We start from the raw sequence: 17,030 nt of genomic DNA on the forward strand, positions 1-17,030 counted from the left end.
CACCGTGTGCTGGTGGATGCCTAGTGCATTGTCAAAAGATATAGCCATGTTTGCCTCTACAATTAAGAACTGACCGTGATTGATAACCAAAAAGCAATTAGCATGCCAAAACCTAAAGCATTACACCAACCTAGTGGTTACCGTGAATTGAAATAGCAATAAGTGAGCCAAAGTAACTGGAATGTCATGTCGTATCACTTTGCTCACTTAATAAAGATACACCGTGTTGAGGGCACAAGGCAAAAACGCGCTTCAACTAATTGAGTGATACATGAAGCGCTCGGCGCAGAAAGGTAACAAACAAAAAAGCCTGACACGAAGTCAGGCTTTTCTATCAATGAAGAGATACCGCTATTTAAGCTTGTAAATGATGCCCGGATTACAGCGCACCATTTCAAATTTATCAGTCAGACCAGTTAGCGACTCTGATGCCCCTAACAGCAAGTAACCACCAGGGTTTAAACTGCTCGCCATTTGGTTAAGCACTTTAGATTTCATTTCTGGAGAAAAGTAAATCAATACGTTACGACAGAAAATGATGTCGAACTTACCCATCAGTGCGTAACTGTCCATCAGGTTTTGTGGACGAAAGTTCACCAAACGCTTGACGTTATCTTTGACTTTCATGCGACCACCGTCCGCATTTTCAAAGAAGGTGCGACGACGTTCTGGTGAAAGCCCGCGACCCAAAGCCAAGTTGTCGTACACCCCTGCACGACACATCTCGAGCATACTTGCCGAAATATCTGTGGCTGTAATGGACACGTTTGGTAACAAGCCCGGCTTGCGCTGTTGCGTTTCCAGGATCGTCATTGCAATAGAATACGGTTCTTGGCCCGATGAACTGGCAGCAGACCAGATCTTAATTGGGCGCTTGCTTGCCGCTACTTCTGGCAATAATTTGTCAGCTAAAACCGTGAACGGATAAGTATCTCGAAACCACAAGGTTTCGTTAGTCGTCATCGCATCCACAGCGGCGACTCGTAATTCTCGATTACGCCCTGTAACAACATCACGTAGCAAATCTGATAACGATGCGAGCTTAAACTTCGTCACTAAAGGACTCAGTCGGCTACGCACGAGGTATTGCTTGCTATCACCTAACACGATGCCACATTGCGATTCTAGAAAACGGCTAAAGTCACGATACTCTTGATCACTGATTGTAATAGCAGTCATTAATGTCTCTTTTATTGTGTTAATGCAGATTTAACCGCGTTACCCAACTCATCTGGGTTAAATTTCGCAATGAAGGTGTTGGCACCTACACGCTCAACCATAGCTTGGTTGAATACACCACTTAATGAAGAATGGAGGATAACATAAAGGTCTTTCAAATCGGCATGTCTGCGAATTTCAGCCGTTAAGGTATAGCCGTCCATTTCTGGCATTTCAATATCGGAAATAACCAACGAAATTTGATCGTAGATATTGCCTTCTTGAGCCATTTCAATCAACTTATTGTACGCTTCTTTGCCGTCTTTGACAGATACGACCTCAAAACCGATGGATGTAATCGCACGCTCTACCTGTTTACGCGCGACCGTCGAGTCATCAGCAATCAGTATGCGGCGTACAATAGGCTTTTCTTGTTCTGCTTGTGCGATTTCTTCGCCAATAGCGGAATCCATCGTTTCATCAACTGGCGCAATTTCTGCCAGGATTTTTTCAACGTCAAGGATTTCAACCAGCTCATTGTCAATGTTTGTAACGGCAGTCAAGTAGTGCGCTTTACCTGCGCCGTCTGGCGGTGGCAAAATCGCTTCCCAATGCATATTGATAATACGCTCAACCGATGATACCAAAAATGCTTGGATCGTACGGTTAAATTCTGCAATAACAACAAAACATTTATCTAAATCAGTGGTTGGGCGGCCACCAATTGCCAGGCTCAAATCAATAACGGACATGGTATGGCCGCGGATATGAGCGATACCTTTAACCAGAGGGTGTAGATTTGGCATTGAAGTCAGCTTAGGGCACTGTAGTACTTCTTTCACTTTGAATACGTTAATGCCGTAGCGCTGTCGGCCCATCAGTCGAAAGGTCAATAATTCCAATCGGTTCTGACCGACGAGTTGCGTACGCTGATTCACCGAGTCAAGAATCCCCGTCATATGCTCATCTCCATCTCAAACTTTTTGTTTTTAAATGATACTCTACCACTGGCAAGCACGATACCAGGGAGACAGTATGGCGTATTTCACTTTCACTTCGACACCATTGACTATGACAATATGTAGAGCGCTAATTACAAAGTACGCTAAGTCTATCGGCATTTTGCTCAGTATGTTTAGCTTTTTTGTTCATTCAGCTTCAGATAATCAGATCGAGCAAATAAAAACAGCAGCAGAACAACATATTCTTGCTACGGTTGATCAGCCTGATGGTGGCGAGCTATCTGTTAATGCGGCAGAGATCGACTCGAGAATAAAAGCAACGGATTGCCCTGTTCCGTTAGATACATCTGCCTCTTCCACCAGCAGCACGAGAAGTAACATCAATGTGTTAGTGGAATGCCAACCGGATGACTGGAAAGTCTATGTCCCTGTGAGGATCTCGGTATCAGTACCAATGATCGTCGCTACACGAACACTAGGGAGAGGAGAAATCGTCAGCGCATCGGATGTTACCACTTCCATGATCGAGCTACAGCGCTTTCGTAAAGATGGATTTTCTAGCTACGATCAAGTGGTTGGGGCAAAGCTAAAGCGTAATGTTCGCTTAGGCGATGTCGTAGAGAGAAATGATGTTTGTGTGGTATGCCGAAATGAAAAGGTCATTATCAAAGCGGTGAATTCTGGCATGACGATCACAACGCAAGGCACAGCATTGCAGGATGGTTCAGCTGGCGATCAAGTAAGAGTGAAAAATGATAAGTCGCAACGTATAATAGAAGGCATAGTGACTGACATTGCGGAAATCACTGTTAATTTTTAATACCCACTGGTAGCGTGTTTAAACTGATCAATAAAAATGCAAAAAATGACTAAAGTTATTTTTGCGCTGGTCGATAGTCTGGATACCAGTATTACGATACAAGGCAAAGGTTAAACATGGCAGGTATAGATAATATACGTTCAGGGCAAATGATGACGACAACAAGTCGCGCACCTGCACGTAACGATTCCAATGCTACCAGCACGACAGAATCAAAAAAGGCGCCAGCGCAACAAGACGCAGTATCACTCAGCCAGCAAAGTAAAGCCGTCAGTAAACTCCAGAAGGATATGGCAGCTTCTCCGGCATATGACAGCGCCAAAGTTGCAGCAATCAAAGAAGCTATCACAAACGGTTCATACAAAGTCGATCCTGAAAAATTGGCTGACAACATGATTAAGTTTGAAAACGAATTGCAAGGCAAAAGCTAACTGACTTAGGCCGAAGGTAAGTATTTTATGGCAGCATTAGTCGATCTCGTTAATTTCCAGCTAGAAAATGCTAAGGCACTTTCCGCTGTTTTACGCCAAGAAACACAAGCAATAACGGCGCGTGTCTCTACCGAGATTGAGAACATTGCCAAACAGAAGATGACGCTCATTGATCAGCTCAGAACAACTGATCAGCGAATCGCCTCTCACCCGCACGTCAATCAACTTACTGAAGATGAGCACCTAAGTCAGGTTGTTGCTCAAATCCAATCGATCGTCCTCGACTGTCAACAAGTTAACCAAGTAAATGGCGAATCGCTTAGTCGCGCACAGCTGAGCTTCAATAAACTCAACAACATGCTCCAGCGAACTCATGGCAAAGTTGGCATGACCTACAATGCGGGCGGAAAAACCCACACCATCTCGACGCTTGGCACCAATATAAAAGCTTAAACGTCACTCCTACCCTCAATTCCCGCGCTCACGTAGATATAAAAAAGCGACTCATTGTTACCAATCAGCCGCTCAAAAAGATTATCTGTCTAGTGAAATGGTTTAAAACAAAGTTTGCTGACGCTTCTCAGGCACTTGCTGAACTTCTCCATAATCACGTAGCTTATCCATCTTACGGATATCCAGACGCAGCTCAGTCACATAACTGTCTTCAACAAGATAACTACGCACAACTTCTGCACCACGAATTACACCATCGACGGCACCAGTGGTGCTTTCAATACCCAAACGCTGGTCTTGCAGCTCTGCACGTCCACTAACACGCATGCCATAAACTTGCTCTGCTAGCTCACGATAAGCATCAATTTTTGATGCGCGCATTGCACGTACACGCTTTTCTTCTACTGTGCGGCCTGTTTGCTCACTGACGCTGGCGTAGCCCACCGCCACTAAGATTTCATCTTGACGCATCTGTTGTAATGGCTGACACCCAACCAATATCAGTGTGGCAACAATAAATAATAACTTCTTCATGCTTCTATCCTATGGACGGAGAATCACAGTGTACGGCTGACGAATGGTAGGGTCAGAACGAATCAACACACCATCTTGTGTGCGGATGCTATTTAACGTATCTAAGTCACGCCCAATACGGTCAGCCGGAAGGAAACCTTGCGCTGTCGCTACAACTACACGGCTTTGCATGCCAACCACGCGTGCATTGACAAGCACTCCCCCCTCTTGGCGCAGCATCGTTCCGGTCAATACATACTGAATTTGCTGCTCTTGAGCTAAATCTTGCCAATCACGACTTAAAGCAAAATCGCCCTGTTGCGTCACTTGAATAGAGCCCGTAGTTTTGAAATCAACCACTTTAAACCCTCGGCGCTGAAACTGATGGATAAAACCTTCAGAGACCGAGTTACCTAACCAGTTTGTTGCATCCATATTTTGTAGATCAACAAACGAGGTAATTGCAATCGGTGTCCGCGCTGATACTGCCACATTAGAAACCATCAGGTCTTCTGTCATGCTCTCAATGAAAAAGTCCATCGTATGACGCGGACTATCCATCAGCATGAACTGGCTTCCCGAGTAAGGTTCTTTACCATTGTAAATCGGTGAGTACGCGCACGATGTCAGAAGCGTCATCATCGATGCAGCGACAAGCCACTTTTTCATGGTTTGATTCTCCAGATAATCTTAGGTGATACCGTTCTTTATTAATTCCTTTCCAAGAAAGTGAATATTGGAACAGTCTTTGCTTTTCTTTGTTTGCCTAACGAAGAAAAACCCACCAAACTTCACTGAATTTGTTAAAGCAATATTTATACCCGAACGGTTGTAACCAATGAAAAAAATATTAAACAGTCTGTTTTCAATCACTTTAGTGATGCTTCTGCCTTTTAAGGTAATGGCATCTTGGTATGAAGTCACAGGCGTTGCCACCATCGTTTCTTCAGAAGAGACGGCAAGGCTCCATGCGTTGGAAGACGCGCTGTTCAAAGCCGTCAATTTTTCGGGCGCAGATATTGGCAGTATTAGCAACTTGATGCCGCTATTAGAAGAAAGTCGCAACGAATACCAGTTTACCAATCATGAAGTCCGTTACATTTTGGTGGAGTCTGAACGCAAACGTCGCGGTAAAGTCGAGGTAAAAATCCGCGTTGATATTTATCCATCGGCAACGGGTTGCCACACCGATCAATACAAAAAGACAATGCTGGTCGGCAATATTGAGGTCGCATCACCACAACAAGCAGTGATGGGACAAATTTATCAAGTTGGTGACGATTTTAGCCACGTAGTGAACCGTCAACTTGATCAAACCTCACGCAGCTTTGTGTCTGTTGGTACAACGGACTACTCAATAAGCAGCAACTATCCTGCTCGCACTCAAATGATCGCGCAAGACAATGGCGCACAATACATCATTGGAGGGGTCATTACCGATCTCACTGCAACGGTCGAATCTCAACTATTGCAAGATGACATCATCAATCGTCAGTTTGCGTTAGAAATGAAAGTATTTGATGGTAAAACTGGCCATGAAATCTTCAACAAAGCCTACCGTGAGGTCGCGCGTTGGCCATTTGCTAAGACGAGTCAAGTGGACACTCGTAGTGCACGTTTTTGGGCATCGACCTATGGCGAGATGATGCTTCGCGTTAGTCGCAATATTATGTTGGATCTGGAGTCGGAGCTATCTTGCAAAATTACACTGCCAGAGGTTGTGGCAGTCTTCGGTAATACCGTAACGATGGATCTCGGCCGTATGCACGGCGTAAAAGAGGGAGACAAATTGCAGCTTTGGCACACCGCGTCGTTTATCGACCAAAATGGATTGCCAAGAAACAAAGTCTCGCAAAGCGAAATTACATTAACGGTATCACGCATATACGAACACGAAGCGGAACTGACGATTGATCAGCCAAATTTAGCATCTAGCGTTCAAATTGGCGACGTAATGAACAAGATCCTATAAAAGCAAACATTAAGTCTTGAGATATGCTCACTTTTGAATATCATAGGCAGCGCATCTTATTTGATTATACCAATGACCGTAGCGAATCGTTCAACGTGATGCTGATACAGATCTGGTAGATTGCTAGATTTGAACTCAGTAAAACAGTGCAATGAACTGCAACTATTGGTATTACGCCCCCATGGCACAGCTGGATAGCGCAGTCCCCTCCTAAGGGACAGGTCGTAGGTTCGAATCCTACTGGGGGCGCCATATCATAGCCTTAGCTCCCACTTGAGCTAAGGCTTTTTTGTATCTTCAATTTCAAGCCTCGCACTGCTCCCCCTAGTACACCGTGTTAGATAATCTTCCCAGTAATCAATATGATCGGATCGGGTGTTTCGGTTACGGGATAAACCCTTCTACTGATCTGACTTCTTCCCCTTGAAATCATTTCAACAAGCCCTATTTACAGTTTTGTATTTTATTACTTTAATTATCTATGAGTTTTGCTTACCCTTTTAGCTATTAATAAAATTATTAGTTAGCACTATGTCTAAGAGCAATTTAATAACTAACACTGGACACCGCTTTATTTCTAAAGGCAAGACAGCCTTTAAGATACATATCCATACCCCCGAGGATACGGTACTACACCGCTCGGTAGGATTTGTTCGTATTGGAGAAAAGAAAGGCTTACAAAAAGCCATTAAGCTGAGAAACGAGTTAGGCCGGCAAATGTGGGGCAAATTCTGGCGACGTCTTTTGAAAGACCCTTACCTAATGACTAGGCTTCCACATAGCGTTGAGCCTAAAATCGTTCACAAGCCTAACCCTACTCTTGAAAACCCTGACAACCGAGATACGTGTTACATCGCCAAGTGGCGAGAGTTCAATGATGACGGTGAGTATAAATATAAAACGGTGGTTCGCTCTATTAGTAAGTACGGCAAACTTGCCGCCTACATGCAAACCAAAAAAGCGTTGTTAGAAGCACATAAAGATAACTTGGAGATCCTGACATTTATGGGGCGTTTAAACAGCATTGATCTTAAGTAATACCTGGCCACTTTGAACATTTCAGTCAGTTTTTTGAAGAGAAATAAAAAGCCCCAAAGAGCGAACTCTTTGGGGCTTTCAGCTTCAGTCTTCTATACTACGGTCGAATAGGAGCTTATTGCTGAACTTGGTATTCAAATTCTGGAACAACGACTTCTACGCGACGGTTTTGTTGACGACCTTCACGAGTGTCGTTTGAAGCGATTGGGTTGTTTTCACCTTCGCCACGAGCTTGGATACGTGATGAATCAATACCTTTTTCAACGAGTGCGTTAGCAACAGACTCAGCACGTTTTTCAGAAACTTTTAGGTTGTAAGCTGCTGGACCAGACGTATCTGTGTAACCTACAACTTCAACGTTCGCTTGTGGGTGCTCGTTTAGGAAAGCAACTAGGTTATCAAGTTTTGCAGCGCTCTCTGGTTTTAGAGTTGTGCTGTTTAGATCGAAGCTACCTGTACCAATTGTTTGAGTTTCGAATGTTTTCGTAACTACAACTGGCTCTTCTACCACTTCTTCTACAACCACTTCTTCTACAACAACTGGCTCTTCTACGATTACTGGCTCATCGTTGCCGCCGAATTTGAAAGAAACACCTAGTGTTGCAGTGTTACCTGTCGCACGAGTTACATCGTTGCTGATGTCAGTCAGTGTTTGGTATTCCGCACGAGCTGTTACGTTTTGGCTTAGGTTGAATTCAAGACCAGCTGCGCCTAGGTAAGAGTAATCATCTTTGCCATCAAACATTACGTAAGCGCCACCCACTTTACCGTAAAGTGCGATGTCTTCAGTGATTGGTAGGCTAAATTTAGGAGCAAGAGTGATTGCTTCTACGTGGCCACCGAAAGAAGTTTGGTTAAAATCACCGATGTTGTCGAAACCCGCTTCTACTGCGAAGTATTTATTCATTTCGTAACCAACAAAAGCGCCAAGAGTAGAATCGTCTTTGTCACAAGCCTGGCCCGCTACACACGCGTCTTCCATCCATGACTTACCCATCTTACCACCAACGTATACTTCTGCTTGTGCTGCTGAAGCCATAAGTAGAGACGCTGAAATTACCGCTGCTAATTTTTTCATTATTGATTCCTCTAAAGAAGTTCTTTTGTTAGATGCCGAAATGCGCCGTCTGACTGACGTTGTATTTCAATTCTTTTTATTCATTCCTTGAGTGAGATACTTAGTCAGCTTCTTTTTATGCACATGCATTTTTTTTATGGAAGCAACTTACGTATATTTCCTGTTCAGTGATACATATCGCCATCTCGGTATCGCTGACGGGATGAACTATAACGCTAAGAAATCGCGAGAAAAATCCCAATTCTGTCAATTTATTGTCATCAAAAATCTCGACAACATGTGATCTTAAGCAAAAAAATCCCCACGCAATCACCAAGCAAACGTTTGCTTTGTTTTTTGAAACAAAATAGCTAAAGCAAAGGTTTTTATTAAAAATGAGACAAACAAAATGGAACTTTAAGGAACATGGATAAAAATCAATCAGATATTTGATATATAATCGCTCGTTTTTTATTCATGCCAACGATATTTGGATTAAAAAATCTTATCCATATTGAGGTAAATTACAGGTGAAACCATCTCTTCATTCACCAATATGAGAGAAAGTTTCTCGTTATCTAAATTGAAGATACAAAAAAGCCGCGGTTGCTCACCGCGGCTTTGTGACTATTTATTCAAAAGAACGTTCAGTTCAAAGCAATTATGCGTTTGCTTCACGCTCAGCAATGAACTCAAGCGCCATCTTAATGCGAGCAATACAACGCTCTTTTCCAACCAGCTCCATTACTGCATCGACAGAAGGAGACTGACCCCCACCTGTTACAGCAACACGTAATGGCATACCGATTTTGCCCATGCCGATTTCCAACTCTTCACATACTGCTGCGATAACGCCATCTTTGATGTTCGCTGTCGTCCACTCAGTTAGTGCTTCCACTTTCGCTAATGCAAGTTCTAGAGGCTCTTTAGCCACGCCACGTAGGTGTTTCTTCGCTGCGCCCGCTTCAAACTCAGAGAAATCTTCATAGAAGTAACGGATTTGCTCAGCTAGCTCAACTAGTGTGTTGCAACGCTCACCCACTAGCTTGATCACGTCAGTGATAGCAGGACCATTCGTTACGTCTAGTTTTTGTTGATCTAGATGCCATTGTAGATGCTCAGCAACGTACGCAGGGTCTGAGTTCTTGATGTAGTGGTTGTTCAACCATTGCAGTTTGTCAGTGTTAAAAGCAGACGCTGACTTAGATACTGCGTTTAGGCTAAATAGATTGATCATCTCTTCTTGAGAGAAGATTTCTTGGTCCCCATGAGACCAACCAAGGCGCACTAGGTAGTTGTTTAGTGCCGCAGGCAGGTAGCCCATATCGCGGTATTGCATGACTGATACAGCGCCGTGACGTTTAGACAGTTTCGCGCCGTCATCACCCAGGATCATTGCACAGTGTGCAAATGTAGGTACTGGCGCACCTAGTGCTTCGTAGATGTTGATTTGACGAGGCGTGTTGTTGATGTGGTCTTCGCCACGAACAACGTGAGTGATACCCATGTCCCAGTCATCCACTACTACACAGAAGTTGTAAGTAGGTGAACCGTCAGTACGACGAATGATTAGGTCATCCATTTGATCGTTGCGGATTTCAATGCGACCACGGATTTGATCATCAAATACTACGCTACCTTCTTTCGGGTTACGGAAACGGATAACACATGGATCGCCATCTTTTGCCGCTTCGTTTGCTGCTTTGATTTTTGGATGGTTAGCATCGTAGCGAGGCATTTCTTTATTTGCTTCTTGCTCTGCACGGATTTCATCTAGCAGCTCTTTAGACGCGTAACATTTGTAAGCTTTGTCTTCAGCAAGAAGCTTATCAACCATTTCGTTGTAACGGTCAAAACGTTGAGTTTGGTAGTAAGGACCTTCATCCCACTCCAAGCCTAGCCATTCCATGCCTTCAAGAATTGCATCAACCGCTTCCTGAGAGTTACGCTCAAGGTCTGTATCTTCGATACGTAGAACGAATTCACCACCTTGGTTTTTAGCGTATAGCCAAGAGTAAAGTGCAGTACGCGCACCACCAACGTGTAGATAGCCAGTTGGGCTAGGAGCAAAACGAGTTTTAACCGTCATTTGAGTTCCTTAGGGGTAATGAGCAACGAGAGATCTCTCGTTGTAATGTCAAGGATAAAAGTGGCGACATTTTACCACCGTAAGTCAATTCTACAATCGGTTTGACAACAGAAATAAAAACAGGGCAGAACCAAAAAGGCACAGCCCTGCTATTTACTGTTAAAGCACGAGACGAAATTACTTCAGGTTACGCATTGCCCATTGCATAAATTCTTGCTGCTCTTCACGGCTCAATTCATTAAACGATGCTTTGATTGTTTTGGTTTCCGCTGGAGAAGACGCAATGCTTGCCTTAGTCGATTCTTTATTCATTGCGTTATTATAGTCGGCAACTTCTCGTTCATAATCACGAAAACCTTGCAAACCACCTTTACGAAGTTGAACCATAGAGAATGCCACTTCTTTTCCGTTTTTGTCTTTCAATACCACTTTAGGATCGAGTTCGAAGGCTCTCGCCTCTTCAATAGTACGGAATGTTTGATAAGTCAGAGAAAGCTCGGTGTCTTTTTCTGCATCAAACTCTAATACCAGCGGCTGCGAATCGAATTTACGGCGCTTTCCATCTTCAAATACGATTTGTCCAACCGTTACCGCCAATTGGTTTTCCCCATCCTTTAACTCGATGCTGTTGTTCTTGGATATCCACTCAGGGTAGACGAACTCGCCGTTGAGAACGCGAGGAATTAATTCAGATTGCAGAGTGAGTTGAGCAGCAAAAGCTGGCGCCGAAAGCATTGCGCAAAGTCCGAGAAGTGTCGTTGTTTTTTTCATCATGGTTTCTCACTTTATACCAATTTAGATAAGCCTCTAAAATTTACAGGCCAGTCATTTCAAAGGCTTATTTGAATAAGTATCAAGATAAAAAGGGCGTTTCCGCCCTTTTAGCTGCTTCTTTAGTTAGAAGTAGTATTCAACACCTACAGAGAACTCGTCGTAGTCAGCAGACTTCCAACGTGCTTCTGTTGGTTTATCTAATTGAGACGCACCGTCGCCAAAGTCTAGAGTACGAGCACGTACGTACAGCACTGCCGATGGGTCTACGAAATACATAACTTGTGCTGATAACACATCGTCCGCTGTATCGTTAATTTTCTTACCATCACGCTCGAGATCAAAGTTAGCGGCGTAAGCCAGTTTGTATTGCCAATCACCCGTGGTGTACATGATAGCGGCAGACATTGCATCTTGCTTTTCACTCACACCATTGCTTGCGTCCGCTTCCATGTATTTGTATTGCGCAAAGAAAGAGATCCCGTTATCAAACCAGCCTTGTGCCCCTATCAAGTACGTGTTGTTTTCCCACGTTTGGCTTTCCATCTTGATATTACGGTTACCTTCATATGCCGCATCTAACTGGATAGGACCAATTTTGTAGTGTGCTGCGATACCACCCCAGTAGTCATCCCCTTCACCTAGACCTGCTTTATCACCTGCACCAGCTGCGATATCTAGGGAGAATTTGTCAGCAAACATTGGAGAGTCCCAGCGGATAGTGTTTGATTGACGGTCTTGGTACTTGGCGCCACCAATAGCACCACCCCAGTCGTATACATCGCCGAGACCAGGGTTAGATGCTGGCCAGTCAACCAATTCGTACATAGGTGTCAAAACGCGACCCAGACGAATTTGACCCCAAGATGCACTTTCAAAACCGACGAATGTGTCACGTTCACCAAGACCTGCGCCCTCGCCACCAAAGCTAGGGTCTACATAACCGCCTTCGATTTGCCAAATAAAAGTAGGGTCGAAGTTAGCAAATTGTTTTTTACCACGGAAACCAATACGAGATTCGTTGTTTAGCTGCATGCCACCCAAATCATCGTCCGTTGCTTTGCTACCAGAATCGTAATCGCGGTACGCGGCCTGCATCGCGATGATTCCGTAAACTTCATAAGAAAATGAATCTTTGGTTAGAAACTCTTTTGCTGCGTCACTGTTTGCACCATCAGCAAATGCAGCACCACTGAACATCATGCCGGTAATTGCCGTGGCAAGTAGGCTTTTCTTTAGGTAAGACATTATAAACCCCTATATTTTTAGTTTTTTCCATTTTCAAATTCACTAACTAGGACATGGCAGGAACTTGAAACAGTGTTTGGACGGGGCAAATATGACAAACTTTTTTCGCACTAAAAAACTTTCCCTACAGCAATCTGAGCGACTTCAAAATGAGAAGATCAAAAATAAAATAAATCAATAAAAAACAATTACTTAACATCAAATATAAAAAATAAAAAACGTTAAAAGTACGTTTTGACACTGAACTGACATTGAGAGCATCTAAAAAACGTGAGCGACTTCATTCATCTTTTAGGTGTTTTAACGGAACTTTATATTCAAAGAGAAAAAACCTTGAGATCACTCGCAAGTAAAATGACCGTGCACTTGTGGGATTCGAGAGATTTTGACGAAATTGTTGTGAGTAGCAAATGGGTATTGACCTTACCCTTGCAGGAAGGTTTAAGCTCATAGCATCACTACTATTGAGGTGCAGATTATGTATCAGTTAGTTATACCTTTATCAGGGCTCAACTGCATGGGCTGTGCGAGAAAAGTTGAGAATGCTTTACATGCAAATCACGATGTGGAGATCCTCAATTTGTCCCCGACGCAAGTAGAGGTCAAAACCGAGTCTTCTCTTAAAGAGCTCGTCTCGTCGATTGAATCTCTTGGTTACCAAGCAGGAAATCACTACGAACTACACCTTTCAGGCTTAAGCTGTGGCGGTTGCGTCAGAAAACTTTCATCTTTATTAGAATCTAATCAAGACGTTATTTCTTTTGAGGCTTCAACAACGCACTTAGAGATTCGTACCCTCCTCTCCGAGCAACAAGTGATCGACTTAATAGCAACACTCGGCTATACCGCCAACCTTGATTCTGTTGAAGTAGAGAACGAAAGCTCACCAGAGACCGAACAGGTAGAAAAGCAAAGCAATATTAAAGATACGCAGGTGCCACCAGCGAGTATTCAATTGCAAATGCTGATTCAAGGCATGACGTGTGCGAGTTGCGTCTCTTCAGTAGAGAAAGCACTTACTAACGTAGAAGGCGTTGAGAAAGCACAGGTCAACCTCGCAGAACAAAGCGCACTAGTATTCGCAAGCCAAGACTCTGATGACCTCCTTAACGCAATTGTTGAATCGGTAAAACAAGCCGGTTACCAAGCAGAGATCCTACAAGACGCCGCAACCCAGCAAGAAAAGCAAGCACAGCAACAACGTCAGCAACAAAAACGCTTTAAACTGGATGCTATTGCTGGCCTTGTCGTCGGTGCCCCTTTAATGATTTGGGGCGTTGCTGGCGGCAATATGATGATTCGCAACACCAACGACCAATTAGCTTGGGGCGCGATCGGTATCGTATGTTTACTCCTTCTTGCCACAGCAGGGAAACACTTCTTCAGTAACGCTTGGTTAGCAGCTACTCACAAGCGCGCCACCATGGACACGTTAGTCGCGCTCGGTACTGGCGCAGCGTGGTTCTATTCGATGCTTGTGGTGATTTTCCCAGACTGGTTCCCTCTTGCTTCACGCCACGTGTACTTTGAAGCGAGTGCAATGATCATCGGCTTAATTTCTCTTGGGCACTATATAGAAGCAAAAGCCAAAGCAAACACAACACGTTCCTTACAAGCTCTGATTAACCTGCAACCTCAGCAAGCTACGGTAATCACGGAACAAGGCGACCAACAAATCGCGGTTGAGCAAATCACGCTAGGCATGAAACTGCGTATCAAACCAGGCGAGAAAGTGCCTGTTGATGGTGTTGTGATTCAAGGTGAATCATACATTGATGAGTCGATGCTCACTGGTGAACCAGTACCAGTGTTAAAAGCGCAAGAGGCTCAAGTGTCTGCTGGGACATTAAATACCGATGGTGGATTAGTCATTGAGGCAACGGGCATTGGCGCAAATACCATGCTGGCTCGTATCATCCGCATGGTGCGCACAGCGCAAAGCAGTAAGCCAGCCATCGCGAAACTGGCAGACCAGATTTCATCGGTGTTTGTCCCTGTCGTTGTTGGCATAGCAATACTGGCCGCGCTCGTTTGGTTTGCCGTTGGCCCAGAGCCAAAAGCGAGTTATATGCTGGTGGTCACCACAACCGTCCTGATCATCGCATGCCCTTGCGCTCTAGGCTTAGCAACCCCACTTTCTGTCACGGTGGGAGTGGGTAAAGCCGCAGAGCTCGGCATTCTGATCAAAGACGCCGACGCCCTGCAATTGGCAAGCAAAGTCGACACGGTTGTGTTCGACAAAACTGGCACTCTTACCCAAGGTAAACCTAGCGTTCAGCAAGTGTTTACTCACGCCACCAGCCAAGAAGATCTATTGGCTTTAGCGTATGCGGCAGAGCGTCAGTCTGAGCACCCACTGGCAAAAGCGGTATGTGATTACGCCAAACGACACGACGCAAAGGATGTCTCATTAGACAAGTTTGAGAACGTTCGCGGGCGCGGCATTTTGGCGACGTATCAAGATAAACCGCTGCTCATTGGTTCGCTTCAATTTATGCAAGCAGAGAACGTCGAGACTAGCGCACTAAAATCTGCCATCGATGAATGCGCAAAAAATGCGTGGACTCCGGTAGCTGTGGCATTGAACGGCGAACTGATCGGTCTGATCGCCATTGCCGACCCGATCAAATCAGATGCGAAACAAGCGCTCTCTGCATTAAAATCGCAAGGCATCAAAACGGTAATGCTGACGGGCGATAGCCAACACGTTGCCAATGCTATCGGCCAAGAACTTGGTATTGATGAAGTGATTGCCCAAGTAATGCCAGATGAGAAAGCTCAGCACATTGAGCAACTTCAATCTCAAGGACATGTCGTGGCAATGGTGGGGGATGGCATTAACGACGCCCCTGCTCTCGCGTTATCCAACCTCGGTATTGCTATGGGTAGCGGCAGTGATGTCGCCATTGAAAGTTCGCAAATGACCATCCTGAACACGTCACCAATGGCGGTAGTACATGCGATTGAACTCTCTCGCGCTACACTTAAGAACATGAAGCAAAACCTATTTGGTGCCTTTGTTTACAACTCGTTGGGTATTCCAGTTGCCGCTGGTGTGCTTTATCCAGCGTTTGGATTTTTGCTCAGTCCTGTTGTCGCAGGAGCGGCAATGGCACTGTCTTCAATTACTGTCGTTAGTAATGCAAATCGACTACGACTGTTTTCAGTAAAATAACCACTTCTTTTTGAGGGTATTATGAAGTTGAAACTATTGACCTTTGCAATGCTTGCGACCGTGTCCGCCAACGTATTGGCAGCCGATGTCATTAACCATAAATCGCCATACTGTGGCTGTTGTGGAGAATGGACAAAACACATGGAAGAGAACGGCTTTACGGTCGAAGAAAAATTGCACGATGACATGAACGCCATCAAACGCGATCTAGGCATCAAGAATGAACAGCTTTACTCTTGCCACACGGCAGAGATCAACGGCTATCTGTTTGAAGGTCACATTCCAGCCGAAGACATTAAAGCGTTTTTGAAAAATCCACCACGTAACGCAAAAGGCTTATCAGTACCGGGCATGCCAATGGGCTCCCCTGGTATGGAATATGGCGACAAAAAAGACAGCTACACCGTTTACGCCTTTAACGAAAAAGGCCAAGTGTTCGAATATAGCCACCACGAAGGCAACGACCAATAAAAACAAAGCCCAGCGAGATAAACCGCTGGGCTTTTTCTTAATGGACAGTTAAGACAAATATAAAATTAGAAGCCGTAAGAGGCACCAAATACAAAAGCGTTATTCACTAGGCTGTCACCACTCGCGTTTTCTGCACCGTGTGCTTGACTACGGAACTCAAAGTAAGGTTGAACACCTTTACGAGTCCACGTTGCACGAAGCTCGTGGTCCATGGTTTCCGCTTCAATCATGTAGACGTTGTTGTAGCTTAGCGTCACATCCTCATTCATCACGTAACCGATGCGGTTGTCCATGCGGTAATCTGTATCCGCATCTGCGTCTGTCGCATCAATGTGCGCACGAGTACGGTTACTTAAGGAGATGCCGTTATCGAAGTTGTAACCGATCTTAACCAATGGACGGTACTGTACATTCTCGCCAGCAGAGAACAGGTGTTGGTAACCCGCGGCAACCCATAAATGGTCGGTAATATTAAATGACTGCTCACCACCCACAGTGATTGCTGGTGTTGTGTTACCTGCGCCACCGTTTTCTGTTTCCAGTTTACCCAACTGAATACCATCAAATTCGGTGTAAACCGTAAAGCCGCCGAATTGGTTATCAAAAGTATGACCAGCTTCCAGTGTAGACGTAACGTCCGAACCATGAATTCGACCATCATCGTGGAATTGAACATTACCTGTTACGTAAGAAGAACCAGCAAAAGCGCTAGAAGCGAAAGCGAGAGAAAGAGCACTCAGTGCAAAAATGTTTTTCATAATTACTGCCTTTATTTATTCACGTTATGCGATAGTTTTAGAGGGCATCTCTTCCCTTTTATCGCAAACTTTGGAATGTGCCTCCTTGGCGTTCGCAATATTGTTTCAATTAAT

Annotated in this window: 16 protein-coding genes and 1 tRNA gene; 8 read left to right on the forward strand and 9 right to left on the reverse strand. The window is 44.5% G+C overall.

Going from position 1 to position 17,030, the window contains the following annotated elements; all coding sequences use genetic code 11:
- Positions 1–351 precede the first annotated feature (351 nt).
- Both R7041_RS14470 and R7041_RS14475 read right to left on the reverse strand, forming a co-directional pair.
- Positions 352–1,179: a CheR family methyltransferase gene (locus tag R7041_RS14470; protein WP_005382024.1), complete on the reverse strand. Its 828-nt coding sequence runs from the start codon at positions 1,177–1,179 to the stop codon at positions 352–354.
- An 11-nt stretch (positions 1,180–1,190) separates the two neighbouring features.
- Complete coding sequence (locus tag R7041_RS14475; protein WP_318128652.1) at positions 1,191–2,117, reverse strand: chemotaxis protein CheV; 927 nt, start codon at positions 2,115–2,117, stop codon at positions 1,191–1,193.
- Positions 2,118–2,193: 76 nt separating this feature from the next.
- Between R7041_RS14475 and flgA the strand changes: the two genes are divergently transcribed.
- From flgA to R7041_RS14490, 3 genes are all read left to right on the forward strand, one after another.
- A complete protein-coding gene (gene flgA / locus R7041_RS14480) occupies positions 2,194–2,940 on the forward strand; it encodes a flagellar basal body P-ring formation chaperone FlgA (protein WP_005382020.1) in 747 nt (248 codons plus the stop codon).
- Positions 2,941–3,056: 116 nt separating this feature from the next.
- Positions 3,057–3,371 carry a flagellar biosynthesis anti-sigma factor FlgM gene (gene flgM, locus R7041_RS14485; RefSeq protein WP_005382018.1) on the forward strand — a complete coding sequence of 105 codons (315 nt, stop codon included), beginning with the start codon at positions 3,057–3,059 and terminating at the stop codon, positions 3,369–3,371.
- A 27-nt stretch (positions 3,372–3,398) separates the two neighbouring features.
- Positions 3,399–3,824 carry a flagella synthesis protein FlgN gene (locus tag R7041_RS14490; RefSeq protein ID WP_005382015.1) on the forward strand — a complete coding sequence of 142 codons (426 nt, stop codon included), beginning with the start codon at positions 3,399–3,401 and terminating at the stop codon, positions 3,822–3,824.
- Between the two features lie 102 nt (positions 3,825–3,926).
- Here the strand turns inward: R7041_RS14490 and flgP are convergent, their stop codons facing one another.
- Together flgP and R7041_RS14500 are read right to left on the reverse strand one after the other, a co-directional pair.
- Positions 3,927–4,358, reverse strand: coding sequence for a flagellar assembly lipoprotein FlgP (flgP, locus tag R7041_RS14495; RefSeq protein WP_005382014.1), 432 nt, complete (start codon positions 4,356–4,358; stop codon positions 3,927–3,929).
- Positions 4,359–4,367: 9 nt separating this feature from the next.
- Entirely contained in the window at positions 4,368–5,006 is a 639-nt protein-coding gene (locus tag R7041_RS14500) for a FlgO family outer membrane protein (RefSeq protein WP_005382013.1), read from the reverse strand.
- A gap of 169 nt (positions 5,007–5,175) precedes the next feature.
- Here R7041_RS14500 and R7041_RS14505 point away from each other — a divergent pair, with 169 nt between their 5' ends.
- The 3 genes from R7041_RS14505 to R7041_RS14515 all read left to right on the forward strand — a co-directional run bounded on the left by R7041_RS14505 (position 5,176) and on the right by R7041_RS14515 (position 7,347).
- Positions 5,176–6,309, forward strand: a complete 1,134-nt coding sequence (locus tag R7041_RS14505) for a flagellar assembly protein FlgT (RefSeq protein ID WP_025768949.1) — start codon at positions 5,176–5,178, stop codon at positions 6,307–6,309.
- A gap of 175 nt (positions 6,310–6,484) precedes the next feature.
- A tRNA-Arg gene (locus R7041_RS14510) sits at positions 6,485–6,561 on the forward strand.
- A gap of 279 nt (positions 6,562–6,840) precedes the next feature.
- Entirely contained in the window at positions 6,841–7,347 is a 507-nt protein-coding gene (locus R7041_RS14515; protein ID WP_005382011.1) for a hypothetical protein, read from the forward strand.
- Positions 7,348–7,462: 115 nt separating this feature from the next.
- On the opposite strand, the gene R7041_RS14520 is transcribed toward R7041_RS14515, so the two are convergent.
- The 4 genes from R7041_RS14520 to chiP all read right to left on the reverse strand — a co-directional run bounded on the left by R7041_RS14520 (position 7,463) and on the right by chiP (position 12,512).
- Positions 7,463–8,425 (reverse strand): OmpA family protein, encoded by a 963-nt coding sequence (locus tag R7041_RS14520; protein WP_005382010.1) that lies wholly within the window; start codon positions 8,423–8,425, stop codon positions 7,463–7,465.
- A 640-nt stretch (positions 8,426–9,065) separates the two neighbouring features.
- Positions 9,066–10,493, reverse strand: a complete 1,428-nt coding sequence (gene gltX, locus R7041_RS14525) for a glutamate--tRNA ligase (protein ID WP_005384075.1) — start codon at positions 10,491–10,493, stop codon at positions 9,066–9,068.
- Between the two features lie 177 nt (positions 10,494–10,670).
- Positions 10,671–11,267, reverse strand: a complete 597-nt coding sequence (locus tag R7041_RS14530) for a DUF2057 domain-containing protein (RefSeq protein ID WP_064369044.1) — start codon at positions 11,265–11,267, stop codon at positions 10,671–10,673.
- 123 nt (positions 11,268–11,390) lie between these two features.
- Positions 11,391–12,512, reverse strand: a complete 1,122-nt coding sequence (gene chiP, locus R7041_RS14535; protein WP_033906930.1) for a chitoporin — start codon at positions 12,510–12,512, stop codon at positions 11,391–11,393.
- A gap of 478 nt (positions 12,513–12,990) precedes the next feature.
- Between chiP and R7041_RS14540 the strand changes: the two genes are divergently transcribed.
- Positions 12,991–15,687, forward strand: a complete 2,697-nt coding sequence (locus R7041_RS14540) for a heavy metal translocating P-type ATPase (RefSeq protein WP_206949736.1) — start codon at positions 12,991–12,993, stop codon at positions 15,685–15,687.
- Positions 15,688–15,708: 21 nt separating this feature from the next.
- Complete coding sequence (locus R7041_RS14545; RefSeq protein ID WP_005382005.1) at positions 15,709–16,158, forward strand: DUF411 domain-containing protein; 450 nt, start codon at positions 15,709–15,711, stop codon at positions 16,156–16,158.
- A 65-nt stretch (positions 16,159–16,223) separates the two neighbouring features.
- Here the strand turns inward: R7041_RS14545 and R7041_RS14550 are convergent, their stop codons facing one another.
- A complete protein-coding gene (locus R7041_RS14550; RefSeq protein ID WP_005382004.1) occupies positions 16,224–16,916 on the reverse strand; it encodes an oligogalacturonate-specific porin KdgM family protein in 693 nt (230 codons plus the stop codon).
- Between the last annotated feature and the right edge of the window lie 114 nt (positions 16,917–17,030).

Origin of the sequence: Vibrio sp. 1751, from assembly GCF_033339895.1 — a bacterium.
Classification (GTDB): Bacteria; Pseudomonadota; Gammaproteobacteria; order Enterobacterales; family Vibrionaceae; genus Vibrio; species Vibrio alginolyticus.